We start from the raw sequence: 18365 nt of genomic DNA on the forward strand, positions 1-18365 counted from the left end.
AGGCTGTACTTATGCGCAGGACCAACGGCGAACTGCCGTAAACTTCGTTTCAAGCATCAGCGGGCGGACGCCGATCGATCATCTCGGCCACGATATCCGCCATCCCGGCAAGCTGATCGAGCACTTGTTTCGACACCTTGCGAACGCGATTGTCGATCACGCATAAAGCTCCGACATTTATGCCGTCACGGGTCGTCACGGGGTATCCTGCGTAGCATCGAATGCTGGGCGGGCCGGCCACCGAAGAAAAATGCGCAAACCGCCGATCGCTGGCCGCGTTCGCCACGACAAAGGCTCCGCCCTGAGCGATAGTGTAGTTGCAGAACGCCTCCTCCCTGGGAGTACTCCCTGGGTCCAGGCCGCTTGCCGACTTTATCCATTGCGTGTCTCGGTCCATGAATGTCAGCAGAGAGACGGGAAAGCCCGTTACTCTCGTCACATGCCTGGTCACTAGATCGAATTGCCGCTCGCGTTCGCCATTTGCCAGGCTGTTCCTCAGGACGAACTGGAGACGGTCCTTTTCGTCAATTGGTATCGGAAAGTCTTTTCCTCCGCTGTTCGGTGGCACCTGGGCCGCGACCGTTCTGTCGCCGAAGTCGCTGTTCGCGCCTAGATAAAGCATCCTGTTCCGGCGAACATCCTCCACCGCAGCGTTCACTTGGGCAAAGAATCTGTCCGGATTGGCGGCGAGATCGCTTTTGCCGAGGCATAGCGCGGCTCCGGATTGGATCAGGCTTGCCGCCAATGCCAGGTTCTTGAGCGGAGCGTCCGATACTACGATCTTGCAGACCGTCTTCATATCGGCGATCATTCGCAACAGGGCCGCCCCGTCGATATACGGCATATTAAGGTCGATCGTCACGATGTCCGGCTGCAGGCGTCGTATCAGTTCGACCGCCGTGGTCGCTTCGCCCGAGAAGCCTATTACCTTGAAGTCCTTCCGTTTGCTGAAGGCGTTGTCCAGCATGGCCTGGATGGTTCGCGAATCGTCAACGATGACGACGCGCCACGTGTGCGGCCGGTCGGTTATGTCACGAGCCATGCCGGTGCTCGAAGCCGGCAATCAGTGGCAGGCCAGAAGATGGGTCTGGGCGGTCGGTGCTACCGAGAGAAAGGCGCGCGAGCCTCCGCGCGCAACAGCGCGCCCAGGGAGCGATGGATGTGAATTGCATGGGATGAGCCTCCGGACGCGACAGTGCGGGACCGGGGGTTCGGCTTCAACATCCGCGGTGCGGCGTCTCAGGACAAAACAGCATCACCTTCGTCCTCACTCCACCGCGCGGCGCCGGTCGTCTGAAAGCGCATACGATATTCGTGCGGCGTGACGCCGAGGCTGCGGACGAAAGCACGCCTTATGGTGGTGGTGGAACCGAAGCCCGCAGCGAAGGCGATCGCCTTGATCGGAAAGGCGCTTTCCTCCAGCAGCCGCCGGGCGATTTCAATGCGCGTGCTTTCGACATAGGCGGCAAGGCTCTGTCCCTGCCTGGCGTGAAACAGGCGCGACAGGTGCCGCGGGCTGACCCCGATTTCCTTGGCGAGCGAAGCAAGCGCCAAGTCCCTTCGAGGGTTCTCAAGCACGAGCAGGCGTATCCTGTCGATGGGGCCGGTCGTCGCCGTCTGGGCGGTCAACGCGTTGCTGAACTGCGATTGCCCACCAGGCCGTTTTAGGAATACCACCAGCCGCCGTGCCACGAAGAGAGCGAGGGCACGGCCATGATCTTCTTCGATCAACGAGAAGGTCAGGTCGATCGCCGCGGTCACTCCGGCCGAACTGAACACAGGTCCGTCCCGAACGAAGATGCGATCGGGTTCAACCGATATGTCGGGATAGGCGGCGGCCAAACGCTCGGCATATTGCCAGTGCGTCGTCGCACGTCGTCCCGAAAGCAGCCCGGCATGCGCGAGCAGGAAAGCGCCGGTACAGGTCGAGCCGTAGCGCCGCGCTCGTCGGGCCTGATCTCGAAGCCAGTCCGTGACCCGTTCGGTCGGTGGGCCCGGTATGCCGTATGGTCCGACGACGATCAGCGTATCAGACGGATCGGTGGCCTGCTCTATACCGCCATCCGGGACGAAGCTTACGCCGGAGGCACTTTTGGCAGGTGTATTGTGCTCGGTTATCAACCGGACTCGATACGGCCGGCCGATCGGTGCCTTGCAATTTGCCTCGAACAGCGCGTCCCGCACGCCGGCAATCTCAAGCAAATGGACGTTGTCAGGGGCGAAGAGCGTGATGAGCACGGCGATCCTCCGCTCGGCCGCGTCCTGCGCGACCGATCGACATCAATGTATGCTCATTCCGTCCATAGGGCTATAACAGTCAAACGAATGGCTCGGGGGCGTCCATGTGACGCGTGTCTTCGAAGAGTGATTAGGAACGAACGTTTGTGATTGGCTTGACCCATTTGCGGCTCAACCGCCATTGACCCAGAAGCGGTCATTCGGAGCGCTCCTCGCCTTCTCCAACTTCCGTCATTCGTTCACGTCGGCTGGAAGACCGTTATTCACTGATCAGCTCATACGTGCGCACGTCTCGACGTGGCTAAAAAAGGGTCGGTCATGGAAAATCCCTCTAAGACGAAGTCACCAAAGTCGAAGCCGCATGAAGAACTATTTTTCTACCACTGGTGGCGACCGTCGAGATCGATGATATGGATAGCGGTCCGGTCGAAGTCGACATCCATCCGGACATTGTAACTCATCTTCTCGCCGTCCCGATCCTCACAGTTGGGCGAACGGCCATGCGTGACCATTCCGCAGGTCGAGCAGCTATAGTGGCTACCTTCATTCGGCACATAGGTAAGGAGTGCGGCCGGTTCACTCAGCAGGGTAAAGTCTTCCGGCGGGCAGTACGCCCATAGCGCACCCACCCGATCACAATAAGTGCAGTTGCAGCGCGTGATCTGTTCGGGCGCGGGCGCCTTGAAACTGACAGCACTGCAATGACAGCTTCCGTGCAACGCCATTTCTCATTCTCCCAATCGATGGTGTCACCAGGCTAAGACGAACCTTTGATTTTACCAACCGGGTGCGAGAGCGGCTCGGAGACCTCGACGTATTCATGGATTTCCATCTAGCCCGCGCTTGCGAGCGCTGCGCATAAAGATGACGGCCACGTTGAATTTGTTTAAGCAGCTCTGACCCACTTGCGGACGTTCAACGCTGCAAGACTGCTACTTCGGATTGTCGACTTACACCTACGACCCGCTGAACCGGATGATCTCGGGGCCAAACGGAGTGACGTTGAGCTACGATCCACTAGGCCGCCTGTGGCAGACGGCGAGCCCAAGCCAAGGTAAGACACAGTTCCTCTACGATGGCGATCATATCGCAGCGGAATATGACGGCGATACCGGCGCCCTGCGCCGTGGCTATATGTTCGGCCTTGGCGCGGACGAGCCGATCCTCGTCGATGAGGGCAGTGCGATGAACTGTTCCGGCACCCGGTTTCTCCACACCGACGAGCGTGGCACGATCGTGGCGGTGGCAGATTGCATCGGCAACAAGCAGACGGCCAATTCTTACGACGAAAACGGTGTCCCTGGTGCAGCCAACGCTGTGCCGAATGCCGGGGGACGTTTCGGCTATACAGGGCAGGCTTGGGTTCCCGAACTGGGCATGTGGTATTACAAGGCCCGCATGTACTCGCCGACGCTTGGCCGATTCATGCAGACCGATCCGATCGGATACGGCGATGGAATGAATATGTACGACTATGTCGGCGGCGACCCCGTAAATCGGAGCGATCCTAGCGGACTGACGGAATACATCTCCGTGACAGCTAATGTTTGCTCACTCGGTCCCGGCTGCATGTCGATTACTGGCTATGACAACATCCGAAATTTTGTGGACAGTTTTCAACAAAGGCTTCGAGAGATCTGAGCGAGATGATGAGATCGTTGTCACCGCAAAGAGGTCAAAATCTAAAGCTAAGCCGCAGAGTAACGGTTGCGTCTCGAATTATACGCTTTCCGGTGCGGGGCGCCTTGAGGGCGGCGGTGCTTCAATACTTGGCTCAGCATTGGAAATTGGTGGCTTGGTAGTTGGCGTGTTTGTGCCCCCGGTGGGGGCAACAATTGGCCTCATCGGCGCTACTTTGGACTATGGTGGGCAAGCTATAACATTTGGTTCAGATATTGCCGACGGCGATCGGGGTGCGATTTTCAGTGATGTTCTTTCGGCTGGCGTCGGGTTTGGCAACAAAAAGCCTTGCGAAGCTCGGCACCGGCGCGTGGCGAAACGGGGCAACCGGACGGTTTATGAAGAATGATTTAGGTGGGCGATTTAGGGGGGCGAAAGCAGCGACAGGAGGAGCGCTCGCGAGCAATTACTTCTCGGCCTTCTCTAACATTGTCCGCTGCGGAGCTAAGTGATGGCCGATTTCTTTGTTGCCGCACTGATAGTTTTTTCTGATATTTATTCACTAAGGAATCTTATTAGGAAAATTGAAAATTGCGGACATAAGTGCAGGTTTTTATTTTCTCGATAATTTGTTCATAAATATCCCTTCGTATTGCCAATCTTGATTGGTTTTTAGCAGCGGCAACGTATTTATTTAGCATTATTTTTAAATGGAAATTATCCACCTTGTAGTACCAATTCTGGCTATAACTTTACTTATCGATATTGCTGCAGTGAGCCTATCATTATATGATCATATCAGATCGATAGGCGATGATTTCTAATTGTTGCCGCAAATAGCCGTTGATCAACTCTCTGCCGCAACCCATTTCGACGAGCGCCCGAAGTCAGACAGGTATTTCGTAGAGGACCAGCCGCCGTCCACCACGATCGTCTGGCCGTTGATCAATTCTGCGCCGGGCGAGCATAGGAAAGCGATCGTGCTCGCCACGTCTTCGACAGTGCCAAGGCGCGGGTAGGGCGTCATATGGTCGTTCATTTTCTTGAACGTCTCGCTCTCGAAATTATCCTCGGTCATTGGGGTGTTGATGACCCCTGGAGCAACGGCGTTGCAGCGTATGCCTTGCGGTCCGTACTGTACCGCCATGTGCGTGGTGAGGCCGAGAAGGCCCGCTTTGGCGGCGGAATAGGCGCCGCCGCGGATGCCGCCGACGATCGCGTAGGTCGAACTGATGTTGATCACTGCCGAGCCGGCGCGCATGTGCGGCAGGGCTTCGCGGATCAGGCGGAACGGCGCGCGCAGCATGAGTGCCAGCACATAATCGAGCGTCGCATCGTCGGTTTCGTGGACCGGTTTGGGCTTACCGATACCAGCATTGTTGATGAGAATATCGATCTGCCCCCAGCGCTCGACCGCGAGATCGATCACGCGGCGTGGCGCGTCATCGTCGGTCAGGTCGACCGGCAACGTCGCCAGTTGTTCCGGCGGCACCACATGGTCCAGTTGCGCGAGTTTGTCCGCGTCCCGCCCGACACCGAGCACTGCAATGCCCGCCGCCGCCAGTTTTTCCGCCGTGCCGAGCCCAATACCGCTACCGGCACCCGTGATGATCGCGACCTGCATCTAGATGTCCGTTCCGGAATGGTTGGTGATGTGTGCGGCGGCGATGCGCAAGGCTGCGGCCTCGCTGCCGCCGCCCAGCGCGACGATCAATCGCGCGCGCTTTAGAAATAGGTGCGGATCAGCCTCGGCGCTGAACCCGATGCCGCCATGGACCTGGATGTTCATGCCGGCATTGTCGACCGCGGCGTTGGCGGCGACCAGGAAGGCGCTTTCGGTGCGGTGCGCAGCATCCGCCCGACCGGTGTCCATCGCGACGGCGGCAAAGGTGGTCAGGTCGCGTGCGGCGCGGGCGGAAATCGCCATATTGGCACAGTGATGTTTAATGGCCTGAAAGCTGCCGATTGGGCGGCCGAACTGCTCGCGCGTTTTAGCGTAATCGACCGCCATCGCCAATGTCGCGTCGGCTATGCCCGCGAGAGCCGCAGCTTCGAGCAGGCGCAACAAGCTGGCTTCGCGCATGTCGAGTTCGCGCAAAGGTGCGCCGATCGGGCCGTTGATCAAGCGGACGCCCCAGATGAAATCGTCCGCGATCTGGCCATCTTTGGGCATCGCATGCAAAGTAGCGCCGGCATCTGTACGGACGAGTAGCACGCTGGCGCCCGGCTCTTCGATCCACACCGGCTCTTCGCCGCCAAAGCCCGTGGCTATGCGCAGGGATTCCTCCGTGCCATCGCGCGCAACCATTGTTGCGATGATCGCCGGCGAAACAAGGTGCTTGCCGAGTTCAATCGCGATCAACACCAGTTCGGTTGCGCCCAGCCCACTGCCGCCGCGCGCTTCGTCCAGCCCCGCCGTCAGTATACCCAGGTCGAATAATTGACGCCAGACGGAGTGATCCTCACCGATCGCCCCGGCGTGCAACCGCGCGATCGGCAGTAGATCGGCGAGCGGCGCCTCCAGCGCGGCGGAGAGCGACAATTGCTCCTGATCCGGTTGATATTGCAGCGCTGGTCGCATGGCGCAGTGTCCCCTCCGTCTCGCATGCCGGCCTATCGTCAAGGGTGTAGGAGCGTATTGACCCGACGAGACGGAGACACGACTTACCGCGACATATCGAGAGTCCGGACTATTTAACTGGGCAACTCCCCGGCCTCTGCATGACGGCGGCGCAATTGCAGCGGCGATGCCTCGAACCAGCGATAGCAGCTGCGTGACAACACCGACGTTTCGGCATAGCCGAGCTTCTCGGCTACGCGGGTCAACGGCATCTCGCCCTGCAGCAAATAGCGTAAGGCGACCTCCCGGCGGACCTCATCCTTGATGCTCTCGAATGATTGCCCTTCGGAACGCAACCGTCGTTGCAGCGTGCGGGGGTGCATGCAGAGTTGCGAGGCGACGCGCTCGTTGGTGCATTCGTCGCTCCCAAGATGACGCAGGATCAGACCACGAACGCGGGTGTGGACCGGAGGCGCCTCGCGCGGAAACCGCTGGTCGATGAAGCTGGTCGCCATCTCGTAGACCTGCTGGTCGGGATCGGAGATCTCGCACAGCAGGTCGGTCTCGGTCAGTGTCAGGCCATCGGCCGGCTGGCCAAACAGAACATCGCAGCCGAAATGGTCGCGATACTGCCGCACCGGCATCTCCGGCTCATGACGGAACGATATTTGTCGGGCCCGCGCCTTGCCGCCGGTTATGTCGATGATGTTGAGGTTGGCCAGCGACAATGCGTGTTCCACCACCTGTCGCGTATCGGCGACCTGATCCAGTAACAGATCGAAAGCGAGGAACAGCTTGTGATTCGCGCGGTCGGGGCGGAAGCTGATCTTTGTCGCTAGGCTGTAGGCATGGGTGTGCTTGGCGCAATAACCGATCGCCTGGCCCATTGTGACGGAGTTCTTCATCACTACACCGACCGGACCGATCACTTTGCCGCCGCGCTGTCGCTCGGCAAGGCGCAGGCCGAAATCGACCACGCCGGTGCGCGCTGCCGCATGGGCAAGGAGGAAGACGAGCGAGCGATATTCGAGCGCGTAGTCCGGCTGGCCGAGCATCGCCGGGTCGATCCGCGCATCTCGCATCAACTGTTCGGGCGAGCCGCCGAGTTCGACAACCAGTTCAGAGAAATATTTCAATGCGTCGGCATGGACGATGTCGAAGCCCGCATCGTCGCTGGTATGCCGGTCCTGCGTCCGTATCGCGTGTGTCACGACGATCTCTCCTGATGCGCCGCGCTTGCACGACGCGGTCGCAAGTTCAGAAATAGACTTTACGCGACACGCACGCAAGGCAAACCTACCGGCGGGTAGCCATCGCGGGTCGCGGTGTGCGACGCGGTTGTCGTGCACGATCAAGACGGGGCGGCGGGCGCAGCCTATGCGCAGCGACAGGACAATGAGAATGGAGAGATAATGCTGGCCAGCGACGCGGCAGGGGATCGGGAGCGCGCGGTCGTGGCCGGCCGTCGTGAGATCTGTGGACGCTCGGTTCGCTGGGATACAGCACGCGCCGCTGCTGCATATGGAGCCGGCTGGTGGACGCGCGATACGCTCGGCGCGGCGCTAGAGCGGGCGGCGGCGGACGCTCCGGACCGCGTGCTGCTCATCGACGGCGAAAAGCATGTCGATTGCGCGACGCTGTACCGTGACGCACGCGCGCTGGCCGGCGCGATGCTGTCGCGCTTCGCGGCAGGTAGCGTGATCTCTTTTATGCTGCCCAATTGGCATGAGGCGGCGGCGATCTATCTGGGTGCGAGTCTTGCCGGGATGGTGATCCACCCGATCCTGCCGTCGCTTAGGGAAAGCGATCTCGCGTTCATGCTGCCCGATATCGGCAGCCGGATGATCTTCGTGCCGGCCGATTTCCGCGGCCGGGATTTCGCTGCAATGCTCGGGGCAGTATGTGCCGGGATCGCCGCGCCGCCAGAAGTGGTGGTACTGCGCGGCACGGCTTCCAGCGGCGTTGCTTACGACGAGATGCTGCGCGAGACGCACGACGCCGCGCTGCCGCAGGTCGATCCCGATGCGGTTCGCATGATCCTCTATACCTCGGGCACGACCGGTACGCCGAAGGGCGTGATGCACAGCGAAAATTCGATCCATGCGTTGGTGCGCCAGCTTGGCGACCATTGGCTCGTGGGGGCAGGCGACGCGTTTCTCGTGCCATCGCCGATCAGTCATATCGGTGGATCGATCTATGCCTTCGAACTGCCGATCCTGCGCGGCACTTCCGCCGTGCTGATGGAGCGATGGGAGCCGGAGGTCGCGGTCGATCTGATAGGGCGCTATGCCTGTACCCACACCGCTGGAGCAACGCCGTTCTTGGAACAACTCCTTGGCGCGGCGCGGAACGCGAACGATCGCCTGCCCTCGCTGAAAGTGTTCATCTGCGGTGGTGCCGCGGTGGCGCCGACTCTCATCGAGGCGGCGGCAAACTGGCTGGAACGCGCCGTAGTGACGCGGGCTTATGGATCGACCGAGGTTCCGGTGACAACCGTTGGCACGATCGATCGTAGCGACGTGGTACACGCCTCGCAGACCGATGGACGGCGCGGGGCGGCCGATGTCAAGCTGGTCGCTCACGTCGCGGCGACCGGTGCGGGTGAGGGCGAGATATACGCACGCGGCCCGCAAATGCTGGTGGGCTATGTCCATGCCGCGGACGAGGCGAGCGTGTTCGATACCGATGGCTATTACCGCACCGGCGATCTCGGACACTGGGTGGACGACGATTTTCTCGTCATATCTGGCCGTGCCAAGGATATTATCATCCGCAACGGCGAGAATATTTCGCCCAAGGAGGTCGAGGATCTACTCGCCGGCCATCCCGATATTGCCGAAATCGCGATTGTCGGACTGCCCGATGCGGCGACGGGCGAGCGCGCGTGCGCAGTCATCGTCCCGGCACCCGGCGCCGCGCTCCACCTGTCGACACTGTGCGCGTTTCTGAAGGCCCGGGGGGTGGCGAGCTTCAAGCTGCCGGAACGGCTCGAATTGCTCAGCGCACTACCGAAGAACGCCACCGGCAAGATCCTGAAACACGAGATACGCGCGGCGCTGCTCGCCGCAAAGGAGCGATAATGGAATTCGGCTGGACCGAGGAGGAGCAGGCCCATCGCCGCCGTATCCGTACCTTGCTCGACGAAACGCTGCCGCCGGATTGGGACGAAATCTCGTTGCATGGTCCGGGCAGCGATGCGCAGACTGCCTACTCGAAGGAGTTCTGCGCGATCCTTGCCGAACGGGGATTGCTCGTGCCGCACTGGCCCGCAGAGCATGGCGGCGAGGATTCGCCGGTGTGGCAGCAGTTCATCCTGGGCGAGGAAATGTGGGCGGCGGGCGAACCGCGTGGCGCGCAATACATGAACGTCAATTGGGTCGGGCCAGTGCTGATGAAATTCGGCACGCCGGCGCAACTGGAGAAATATCTGCCGCCGGTCAGGCGCGGTGAATCGATCTGGTGTCAGGGGTTTTCGGAGCCGTCCGCCGGCTCCGATCTGGCGGCATTGCGCACCACCGCCGTGCCGGTGGAGGGTGGATACCGTGTCACCGGCGCGAAGATCTGGACGTCATATGCCGCCCAGGCCGACACCTGCTTCCTGCTCGCGCGCATCCCGCCCGTCGAAGGTGGTGCCGCGGGCAAGGCTGCGATCGTTATCCTTTTGACGGACATGCGATCGCAGGGAATTCAGGTGAAGCCGATCCCGGCTCTGCTCGGCGATGGCGATATTCATGAGGTGTTCTTCGATGATGTATTCGTGCCTGCTGCCGACCGGCTGGGTGCGGAGGGGCAGGCATGGGAAATCATCGGCTTCGCGCTGCAAAATGAACGTGTCGGGATCGCGCGCTACGAGTTTTCGCGCCGCATGCTCGATCGCGCCGTCGAGCGATTGAAGACGCAGGGGCGTTGGGGCGATGCGGTTATCCGCGACCGGGCGGCGCGCGCGCTGATGCTGTGCGAGGCCGCGCGGATGCTGGTCTACCGCGTGGTCGATGGCAAGGCGCGCAACCTGCCGCCTGACGCCTTCGCCAGCGTGGCGCGCTGGGCGGTGGTCCAGGCGGATAACGGCGTAAACGACTTCATGACCGAATTCCTTCCCGACGGACTTCTCGGCGCCGATCCGATGCAGCAGGCGCATCATCAGCGCGCGATTGCCGCCGGGGTCGCCTCGGGTGCGGCTGAAATCCAGTTGAACCTTATCGCCCGCCGCTGGCTGGGCCTTCCCGGGGAGCCGGCACGCACATGAATTTTTCCCTCACGGACGATCAGGCGAGCGTCATGTCCGGGCTCGACCAGTTGCTGGGCCAGGCCGGCGAGAATGGGCTGCAGCACGCCGTGACACATGTCTATTCGGCTGGGTTGGACGCGGCACTCGCCGAGGCCGGGTTTCTCGACATCGCGCGCGAGGACGGCTTCGGGCCGCTCGATGCGGCACTGGTGGTCGAACGTGTCGCGCGCGCGATTCAGGTGGTGGAGGTTGGTGTCTCGGCATTGATCGCACCGTTGCTGCCCGTCGACGTAGGTATCCGCCCGATCGCAATACTGTCGGGGGATGCCGGCGGCGCCGCGCGGTTCCTACCGATGGCGAAACTGCTTGTGGTCGATCGCGGCGATCATGCGCTGCTGCTGCCGGTCGATCCCGATACCGTCGTGCCGGTCGAGACATTGCTCGCCTATCCGTTCGGCAGGCTTCCCGAAGGCGACTCGGGCAGAGGCACTCGCTTTGACGATATCGGCGGGGTGCGGCGGCGCTGGCGCATTGCGCTTGCGGCGGAGGCGGCAGGGTGCATGGCGGCGGCGCTGGCGGCGATCGTCGATCACGTCACGTCGCGCTTCGCCTTCGGGCGACCTTTGGGGTCGTTCCAGGCGATCCACCACCGGCTGGCTATGGCGGCGGAAACTGCGGAATCGACCCGCTGGTTGGCATTGCGCGCGGCATGGTCGGATGATGACGGGGATGCGGCGCTGGCCGCCGGATTCGCGCAGAGCCGCATCGCCGGCTTTACCTACGATCTGCATCAGTTCGCCGGGGCGATGGGGCTGACGCTGGAGTTCCCGCTGCACCTGTGGACGTACCGATTACGCGCGTTGGCCAGTGACCTAGGCGGGGCAAGCCTGCAGGCGCGGGCACTGGCCGATGCAGTTTGGGGTGAATCAGCGTGAGCGATATCGCCGTGTTCCGGAACAGCGCGCGCGCGTGGCTGGCCGCCAACGTGCCCGCCGGGCCGGCACCGGCCCACGGTGCGGAGGGCCGCGCCTTCGCGCTTGCCTGGCAGAGAAAGCAGGCCGAGGGCGGCTGGGCCGGGCTGGCCTGGCCCCGAGACGTTGGCGGGCGCGGCCTGTCGGTACTGGAACAGATCGTCTGGTTCGAGGAATATGCCCGGGCCGGTGCGCCGTCTTCGCTGAGCGCGATGTTCGTTGCGCTCAATCATGCCGGGCCTACCCTGTTCGCGTGCGGTACGCCCGAGCAGAAAGCTTTCCATCTGCCGCGCATCCTGAACGGCGAGGCGATCTGGTGCCAGGGTTTCTCCGAACCTGGGGCCGGTTCCGATCTTGCCGCGATCCGTACGCGCGGCCGGGTGGACGGCAACGATCTGGTGATCGACGGGCACAAGATCTGGTCGAGCTTTGCCGACATGGCAGATTATCAGGAATTGCTTGTCCGCACCGACCCCGATGCGCGGACCGGCGCGGCGTTGACTTGGGCGATCTGTCCGATGGACGCACCGGGCATCACGATCCGCCCGATCCGCACCATCGCCGGCCCCAACAAATTCTGCGAAGTGTTCTACGACGACGTGCGGATTCCGCTTACCAACGTGGTCGGCGGGCTGAACAATGGCTGGGCAACTGCGATGTCGACTCTGGCGTTCGAGCGCGGCACGGCGAGCCTGGGGTTGATGATCGCGCTGACGCTGCAGGTCGATGCGATGCTGGACGACTGCCCATCGTCGCGCGCGCTGATGCTGGGTCGCCTCGCGCTCTTGAGCGCGGAGGGTGCGGCGATCCAGGCGATGGCGTACCGCGTCGCACTGGATGCCGAACAGTCGGTTCCGGATGCGAGCGCTTCGCTGGTGCGGCTCGCCTTCGCGGAGTTCGGCAAGAAGGTGCAGGCCGCCGCGATCGACCTGTACGGGGTACAATCCGCCAAGGTGCTCGGCACGCATGGTCTTGGCCACGATTATCTTGATGCTTTTTCCGAGACGATTGCTGGAGGCACGGCGGAAATTCAGCGCAACATCATCGGCGAACGCGTGCTCGGCCTGCCCAAGGGGCCTCGCTGAGCCGCAGGTTCAGGGCTTGATGCGAGCGTTGGGGTTCGGGTCCCAAACGGGATCGCGGCCTTGCTCGAACGCCTTCGGGCCTTCGACGAAATCGGGATGCGCCCATTGCGACTTGAGGAGTTCCCAGCCGTGAACCGGCGCGGCGGGATCCGGCAGCTCGGTCGTCGCCCAGATCGCGCGTTTGGTCAGCGCCATCGCTTGCGGGGAATTGCCGCAAATATCGCGCGCCAGGTCCATCGCGCGCGCCATCACGGCGGCGGCATTCTCTTCCAGCAGATCGATCATGCCCAGCATCCACGCGCGCTCGGCGGGCATTCGGTAATTGCGCCCGGCCAGCCCCATCAGCAGCGCACTGCCGATTCCCGCGCGACGCGCGATCCCCTGTGCCTCCAGAGCGGAAACCTGTCCGATCGTGACGTGGCTGTCCATAAACTGTGCATCGCGGCAGGCGATGACGATGTCGCTGTCGGCGACGAAGTGTAGTCCGCCGGCGTTGCACAGACCGTTGACTGCGCAGATCACCGGCTTGCTCACCTTGGCCATGCGCGGCGAGAAACGATTGGCCTGTTCGTAAGGCTGGTTCTGCAAACCACCCATTCCGAGGCGCAGCGTCTGCACCTCAGCGCCGGTGCAAAAATGCTTCTCGCCGGCGCCGGTGATCACGACGACGCGGATCGCATCGTCCGCCTCGACGCGCGCCCACGCCTCCTCCAGCGCAAGCAACAGGTCCGGATTGAGTGAATTCCCCCGGGCCGGCCGGTTAAACGTGAGAAGGGCGATGCCTTCGTCGACCGTAAACAACAAAGGCTGTGGATCGGAGTGCGGTACGGATTTGAGCGAAGCCATGGATCGTCCCCCAATCAGAGCGAGCGGCGCATGTCGCCGGGCAAAGCCCGGCTGGCGAGGTGGAAGAAGATCGCCGACAGTGTGATCGTGACGCCCATCGAACACAGCGCATAGCGCAGTGAAAGCGCGCCATAAGTAGGCACCAGCAGATCGCTAAGCCAGCCGACGAACAACGGGCCGACCGACGATCCGACGATTGTCAGGCAGAAAATCAGCACCGCCGATGCGGTGGCGCGGATCCGGTCCGGCACCAGAGACTGCGCGGCGGCGAAGGTCGGCGCGAAATAGAGCAGACCCATCATATAGCTGATCGTGAGAGCGAACACCGCTAGATCGAGGTTCGGCGTCAGCCACGCGACGATCGCGAATGGCAGGGATAACCATTGCCCGATTGCGGGCAAGCGTTGCCGCCACGCTTCGTCGCGCTGCGCCAGCTTGTCGGCCAGCACGCCGCCGGCAAAGGTGCCGATCAGGCCGCCGACTCCGAATACGATGCCCATGCGCAATCCGGCCTGGCTTGCGGTGAGGCCGTGGACGCGCATCAGAAAGGCTGGGGCGAAGACATTGATCGCATAGCTGCCACAGGCGTAGAGCGCGCTGGCCGTCGCCATGTATCGGAACGATGGCATCGCGAAGAGGTGCCGCACGGTGGCCAGGAAGTGCGGTGGCGCGATCCGCGTCGTCTGCGCAGGCGGCAATCTCGGCAGCGTCAGCCACGCGATCATCGCGATCGCAAGGCCCGGCAGTCCAACGACGAAAAACGCCGTGCGCCAGTCCGCGACATCGTTGATCCAGCCGCCGAGCATGAGACCCAATGTGCTGCCGATCGGCACGCCGATAGAGAAGATCGCCAGCGCCAGCGCGCGCCGACGCGGCAGAATAAGCCGGGCGATGAGTGCGTGCGCGCTCGGCGTGCAGCCTGCCTCGCTTGCCGCGACGCCGGCACGGGCAAAGACCAGATGCGCGAAGCTGTTGGCGAGCCCGGCGGCAGCCGTCATCGCGCTCCATGTTCCAAGCGACAGGATCAATACCCAGCGCGGGCTCCAGCGGTCGGCAATATGAGCCAGCGGCAAGGCAGCGAAAGAATAGACGATCGCGAAGGACAGGCCGGCCATCAGCCCGATCTGCGCGTCGCTTAACCGCAGATCCGCCTTGATCGATCCGATCAGGATGAAGGGCAGTTGCCGATCGACAAAATTGACGACGTTGATCAGCAGCAATAGCCCGACGATCACCCCGCCGCGTCCGGACAGGGGGTAAGCGTGTGGCGATGTCGGCGCGCCGTCCGAATTGACAGGAATGCTATCTCCCGGCGCAACGGCGACGGGTACGTTCACGCGGTTGGCGCTCGGTCAGTATAGGCTTGGCGAGGCCTGCCGTGACAGCCCTGTCGGCGGCTTAATCTTGCCACGTGCCCTCTTCCCCTGAAATGCCGCTGCCGACATGTTTGTCCTATTGCCAACCCCTACCCCGCCGCGCGCAAGCTCACCACGACACAGGTTTGACGTTTGGCGACACGGGCGGGTGCGCAGTGATGTGGAAATCCTGAGTTCGGTATGATCGTGGATGCCTTGGCACCACCCCTCGCGCGCCACGCGCGCGACCTCCTCGCCGGCGCTAGCCTACAGCGACGAGGTCAGATCGAATCAACGGCACAGGATCCGTGCGCCATGGCGAGGTCGGCCGCGAAATCGGTTGCCGGCTCAGCGGGGTCGGTAAGCTGCGCGGTCAATTCCGCGGTCGTGCCGTACGCTCGATTCCGGCAATGAGCGCCTCGACCAAGGCGGCGGCCATTTTACCCGGCGGTGTCGCTTTTTCGCTGTCGAACCAACGCGCAGGCCAGTTGAGCGCACCGGCAAAGGCGAAGGCTGTGATACGCACGTCGGGCACCTGCGCTGATCCGTCCGCCGCCGCTTCGGTGATTGCGTCGCACAGGGCATCGTCGATCTCCCGCTTTAGGGCACGGAAGCGCCGCCGCGCGTCGGGCGACAGCAGTTCGTCGCCGGTGCGGATAACGCATGTGCCGAATGCGCCCATAATTATCTCGGAGTATCGGCACAGGAATGCACGCAGCCGATCGAGCCCGCTGCCCGGCATCTCGCGGGCGTGCGCCGCGGCGCTGCGCAGTTCCTCAAGCCCGATGCGCACGCATTCGAACAATACCTGATCCTTGTTGCCAAGGTGATGATAGATCACTGGTTTGGTCACACCCAGGCTGGCCGCGACATCCTCCAGTGATGTCGCGTGAAATCCGCGCTCGTTGAACATCCTCACCGCCGCCAGCAGCAAAGCGTCGCGCTTGTCCTGGCGTTCCTCAGCAGTCGAGCGGGTCGCTCGAAACGGCGAGGCGATCGCAGGAGTCGAAGCATTACGGGTCGTCATCCGCGTCCTTGACAGCATCGCATGCGTATTAAAGCTACTCGCTGGTAAGTCTATTCGTTCTGGTAGGCAATTGCGGAATCCCGCCAGGCGGGAAAGGGGGAGAGGCGAGATGGGCATCAGGAGCTGCGCAGCCATTGCGACTGATAGCGCATCCGGAATGGGTCCGGCGACCGCGACGATGTTGGCGGCGAACGGCAGCGCGCACCCGGGCCGATTGCGCTGGGGTTTGCGCGTGCGATCCGGATCGTCAGCAAAGCAGGAATGGAACAGCCGCTTGCTGCGTACCGCAAGGCGATCGAGATCAACCTGATCGACCCGGTTTAACATGATCGCGCAGTTCGACGCGGGCCAGATCGCCGGCAATAACCGAGTGTGATCGTCAACACCGCCTTGGTCGCCGCCTTTTACGGACGCATTGGACAGGCCGCCTTCGGTTCGTCCAAGGGCTGTGTGGCGGGGCAGCGATCTCGCCAATCCGACGCTGAACGGCAGTGTGATCCGACTGGACGGGGTAATCCGGATGGCCTCACGCTGAAAAGATGCCGGCGCAATCAGCTTGTCACTGGCGTCAGCAGTGGCTGGCCGGCGAAGTGACGGCGCAGGTTCTCGGTCAACAGATCCTGCGCGGCGGCGATGCTGGTGTGCGTCCAGCCGGCGATGTGCGGGGAGAGGACGACGCCTTCGATCCCGGCCCAGCGCGCCGGACCGGTCGGCTCCTGCGCGAACACGTCGAGGCCCGCGCCGGCCAGGCGGCGATGCCGCAACGCCTCGATGAGGGCGTCCTCGTCGACTACGAACCCGCGCGAGACGTTTACGAGATATCCGCCCGGCCCGAGTGCCGCAATCACCCCCGCATCGATCAGGTCGTGACTGTCCGCGTCGGCGCGCACCGCGACGATCAACACGTCGCTCGTCTGCGCCAGATCGATCAGGCTGGCGGCGCGTGGCCAGCGGGCGTCCGGCTTGGCGCGCGGACCCCACCAGGCGATGCCGCCACCGAACGCCGCCAGCCGCTCAGCCACCGCCGTGCCGATCGCGCCCAGCCCGACGATGCCGTAGCGCAAGGTCCTGAGCGATGGTGCCATCGCCACTGGGTGCAGCCTGCTCCAGCCGCCGGCGCGGATCAATCGGTCGCTCTCCGCGATCCGCCGGATCGTGGCGATGGTCAGGCCCACCGCCATATCTGCGACGTCGAGATGATTGGTCGCCGGGCCGTTGCTCACCGCGATGCCGCGATCGCGGCAGGCATCCGTCGCCGGGGTCGCATAGCCTGCGCCGAAGAACGCCAGCAGGCTAAGGGCAGGGAAGCTTTTGATGGGAGCCGGAAAAGGCAGGGTGCTGGCGGTGACAATCGCCTGCACCATGCCAGCGCGCTCGGCAAGAAACGTCGCCGGGTCCGCCACTTCCGGCCAGACAACCACCTCACATATCTGCGCGGCCGCATCCGCTGCCCCGACATCGCGCGGCAGCGTCACCAGCGCCAGTGGCCGTCGCTGCGTCATGGGCTCGTCCTCTCCAGAGATGTATCACAGCATGGCGGGTTGGCGCTGCACAGTGTTTCACGTGACAATCCACCGATCGAAAGGAGGCTGGCGATGCAAACACTCCAATACGTCGTCCTGACCCGCGCTGTGCTCATGGAAAAGGACGCCTTCCGCTGGTGGTGCAACCATCGGCATCTCCACGCTCGCCTTCGGCTGCCGGACGTCATTTCCGCTCGACGCTCTCGGCCGGCACGATGAAGCTATCCGGTTTGGCGGGCAGGACGGCGATCGTCACCGGAGCGACCGGCGGTATCGGTGCGGCGATCGTCGCGCGGCTGCTTGCCGAAGGATGCACAGTCGCCGGAGTCGATCTCGATGCCGAGGCGATGCGGCGCGCTTGTCCTGAGAATGCCGGCCTGATTGTCATCGCCGCCGACGTTTCCACCGAGGGTGGGTTGCCGATTCTATGTCGAGCAGACGGTGGAAAGGTTCGGCGGGGTCGATATGTTTGCCAACAATGCCGGTATTCTTGAGCCTCGTACGCGGCTGATCGATATGCCGGCGGAGGATTTCGACCGCGTATTGGCGGTGAACCTGCGCGGTGTTCCTCGGACTGCAGTCGGTGCTGCGCGCGATGATCGCGGGTGGACGACACGGGGCGATCGTCAATACCGCCTCGATCGCGACGATCGAGGCATATCTGAACTCCGCCGCTTACGGCACGTCCAAGGCGGCGGTCGTCCATCTCACCCGTGTCGCGGCGTTGGAAAGCGCAGCCCAGAACATTCGCGTCAACGCCGTCTGCCCCGGCTTCACCGACACTGCGATGCTGGACGAGTCGTTCGGCGATCGGCTGGCCGGTGCGGTGGCGAGCCATCCGCTGGGCCGCGTCGCCGCACCGGGCGAGATCGCGAACTTCGTTGCCTGGTGACTGAGCGATGAGGCGAGTTT

At 62.7% G+C, this 18365-nt stretch carries 17 protein-coding genes and 1 pseudogene; 8 read left to right on the top strand and 10 right to left on the bottom strand.

The window, feature by feature from the left end:
- Nucleotides 1-49: 49 nt before the first annotated feature.
- The 3 genes from ASG11_RS05170 to ASG11_RS18660 form a co-directional block, all read right to left on the bottom strand.
- Entirely contained in the window at nucleotides 50-1042 is a 993-nt protein-coding gene (locus ASG11_RS05170) for a response regulator (protein WP_055776013.1), read from the bottom strand.
- A 197-nt stretch (nucleotides 1043-1239) separates the two neighbouring features.
- Entirely contained in the window at nucleotides 1240-2238 is a 999-nt protein-coding gene (locus ASG11_RS05175) for a GlxA family transcriptional regulator (RefSeq protein ID WP_055776016.1), read from the bottom strand.
- Nucleotides 2239-2615: 377 nt separating this feature from the next.
- Nucleotides 2616-2963 carry a GFA family protein gene (locus ASG11_RS18660; RefSeq protein WP_156363664.1) on the bottom strand — a complete coding sequence of 116 codons (348 nt, stop codon included), beginning with the start codon at nucleotides 2961-2963 and terminating at the stop codon, nucleotides 2616-2618.
- Between the two features lie 277 nt (nucleotides 2964-3240).
- Here ASG11_RS18660 and ASG11_RS05180 point away from each other — a divergent pair, with 277 nt between their 5' ends.
- Nucleotides 3241-3879, top strand: coding sequence for an RHS repeat-associated core domain-containing protein (locus ASG11_RS05180; protein WP_168371700.1), 639 nt, complete (start codon nucleotides 3241-3243; stop codon nucleotides 3877-3879).
- Nucleotides 3824-4267, top strand: coding sequence for a hypothetical protein (locus tag ASG11_RS18665; RefSeq protein ID WP_156363666.1), 444 nt, complete (start codon nucleotides 3824-3826; stop codon nucleotides 4265-4267). The genes ASG11_RS05180 and ASG11_RS18665 overlap by 56 nt, the downstream gene beginning before the upstream one ends.
- 438 nt (nucleotides 4268-4705) lie before the next feature.
- Here ASG11_RS18665 and ASG11_RS05185 read toward each other — a convergent pair whose 3' ends face one another.
- From ASG11_RS05185 to ASG11_RS05195, 3 genes are all read right to left on the bottom strand, one after another.
- Nucleotides 4706-5482: an SDR family NAD(P)-dependent oxidoreductase gene (locus ASG11_RS05185; protein ID WP_055776024.1), complete on the bottom strand. Its 777-nt coding sequence runs from the start codon at nucleotides 5480-5482 to the stop codon at nucleotides 4706-4708.
- Nucleotides 5483-6400, bottom strand: coding sequence for an acyl-CoA dehydrogenase family protein (locus ASG11_RS05190; RefSeq protein WP_168371701.1), 918 nt, complete (start codon nucleotides 6398-6400; stop codon nucleotides 5483-5485).
- Nucleotides 6401-6552: 152 nt separating this feature from the next.
- The gene (locus ASG11_RS05195) at nucleotides 6553-7767 is read right to left on the bottom strand and encodes an AraC family transcriptional regulator (RefSeq protein ID WP_236697496.1); all 1215 of its coding nucleotides are present in this window, start codon (nucleotides 7765-7767) and stop codon (nucleotides 6553-6555) included.
- 63 nt (nucleotides 7768-7830) lie between these two features.
- On the opposite strand from ASG11_RS05195, the gene ASG11_RS05200 reads away from it, so the two are divergent.
- The 4 genes from ASG11_RS05200 to ASG11_RS05215 are packed head-to-tail and all read left to right on the top strand — an operon-like array spanning nucleotide 7831 to nucleotide 12702.
- Complete coding sequence (locus tag ASG11_RS05200) at nucleotides 7831-9498, top strand: AMP-binding protein (RefSeq protein ID WP_082472783.1); 1668 nt, start codon at nucleotides 7831-7833, stop codon at nucleotides 9496-9498.
- Nucleotides 9498-10664, top strand: a complete 1167-nt coding sequence (locus ASG11_RS05205; RefSeq protein ID WP_055776033.1) for an acyl-CoA dehydrogenase family protein — start codon at nucleotides 9498-9500, stop codon at nucleotides 10662-10664. Before ASG11_RS05200 ends, ASG11_RS05205 begins: the two co-directional genes overlap by 1 nt.
- Nucleotides 10661-11581 carry an acyl-CoA dehydrogenase family protein gene (locus ASG11_RS05210; RefSeq protein ID WP_055776036.1) on the top strand — a complete coding sequence of 307 codons (921 nt, stop codon included), beginning with the start codon at nucleotides 10661-10663 and terminating at the stop codon, nucleotides 11579-11581. Before ASG11_RS05205 ends, ASG11_RS05210 begins: the two co-directional genes overlap by 4 nt.
- Entirely contained in the window at nucleotides 11578-12702 is a 1125-nt protein-coding gene (locus ASG11_RS05215; RefSeq protein WP_236697391.1) for an acyl-CoA dehydrogenase family protein, read from the top strand. The genes ASG11_RS05210 and ASG11_RS05215 overlap by 4 nt, the downstream gene beginning before the upstream one ends.
- A 9-nt stretch (nucleotides 12703-12711) precedes the next feature.
- Here the strand turns inward: ASG11_RS05215 and ASG11_RS05220 are convergent, their stop codons facing one another.
- The 4 genes from ASG11_RS05220 to ASG11_RS05235 all read right to left on the bottom strand — a co-directional run bounded on the left by ASG11_RS05220 (nucleotide 12712) and on the right by ASG11_RS05235 (nucleotide 17432).
- Nucleotides 12712-13548: an enoyl-CoA hydratase/isomerase family protein gene (locus ASG11_RS05220; protein ID WP_055776042.1), complete on the bottom strand. Its 837-nt coding sequence runs from the start codon at nucleotides 13546-13548 to the stop codon at nucleotides 12712-12714.
- Between the two features lie 14 nt (nucleotides 13549-13562).
- Nucleotides 13563-14885, bottom strand: a complete 1323-nt coding sequence (locus ASG11_RS05225) for a spinster family MFS transporter (RefSeq protein ID WP_082472600.1) — start codon at nucleotides 14883-14885, stop codon at nucleotides 13563-13565.
- A 391-nt stretch (nucleotides 14886-15276) separates the two neighbouring features.
- The gene (locus tag ASG11_RS19405) at nucleotides 15277-16404 is read right to left on the bottom strand and encodes a TetR/AcrR family transcriptional regulator (RefSeq protein WP_330218890.1); all 1128 of its coding nucleotides are present in this window, start codon (nucleotides 16402-16404) and stop codon (nucleotides 15277-15279) included.
- Between the two features lie 77 nt (nucleotides 16405-16481).
- Nucleotides 16482-17432 carry an NAD(P)-dependent oxidoreductase gene (locus ASG11_RS05235; RefSeq protein ID WP_055776052.1) on the bottom strand — a complete coding sequence of 317 codons (951 nt, stop codon included), beginning with the start codon at nucleotides 17430-17432 and terminating at the stop codon, nucleotides 16482-16484.
- A 236-nt stretch (nucleotides 17433-17668) separates the two neighbouring features.
- Here ASG11_RS05235 and ASG11_RS19360 point away from each other — a divergent pair, with 236 nt between their 5' ends.
- A complete protein-coding gene (locus ASG11_RS19360) occupies nucleotides 17669-17947 on the top strand; it encodes an SDR family NAD(P)-dependent oxidoreductase (protein WP_082472601.1) in 279 nt (92 codons plus the stop codon).
- Nucleotides 17919-18345: pseudogene (locus ASG11_RS19365) on the top strand (SDR family NAD(P)-dependent oxidoreductase). Before ASG11_RS19360 ends, ASG11_RS19365 begins: the two are co-directional and overlap by 29 nt.
- Nucleotides 18346-18365: the final 20 nt, after the last annotated feature.

Origin of the sequence: Sphingomonas sp. Leaf357 (genome assembly GCF_001423845.1) — a bacterium.
Taxonomy (GTDB): domain Bacteria; phylum Pseudomonadota; class Alphaproteobacteria; order Sphingomonadales; family Sphingomonadaceae; genus Sphingomonas.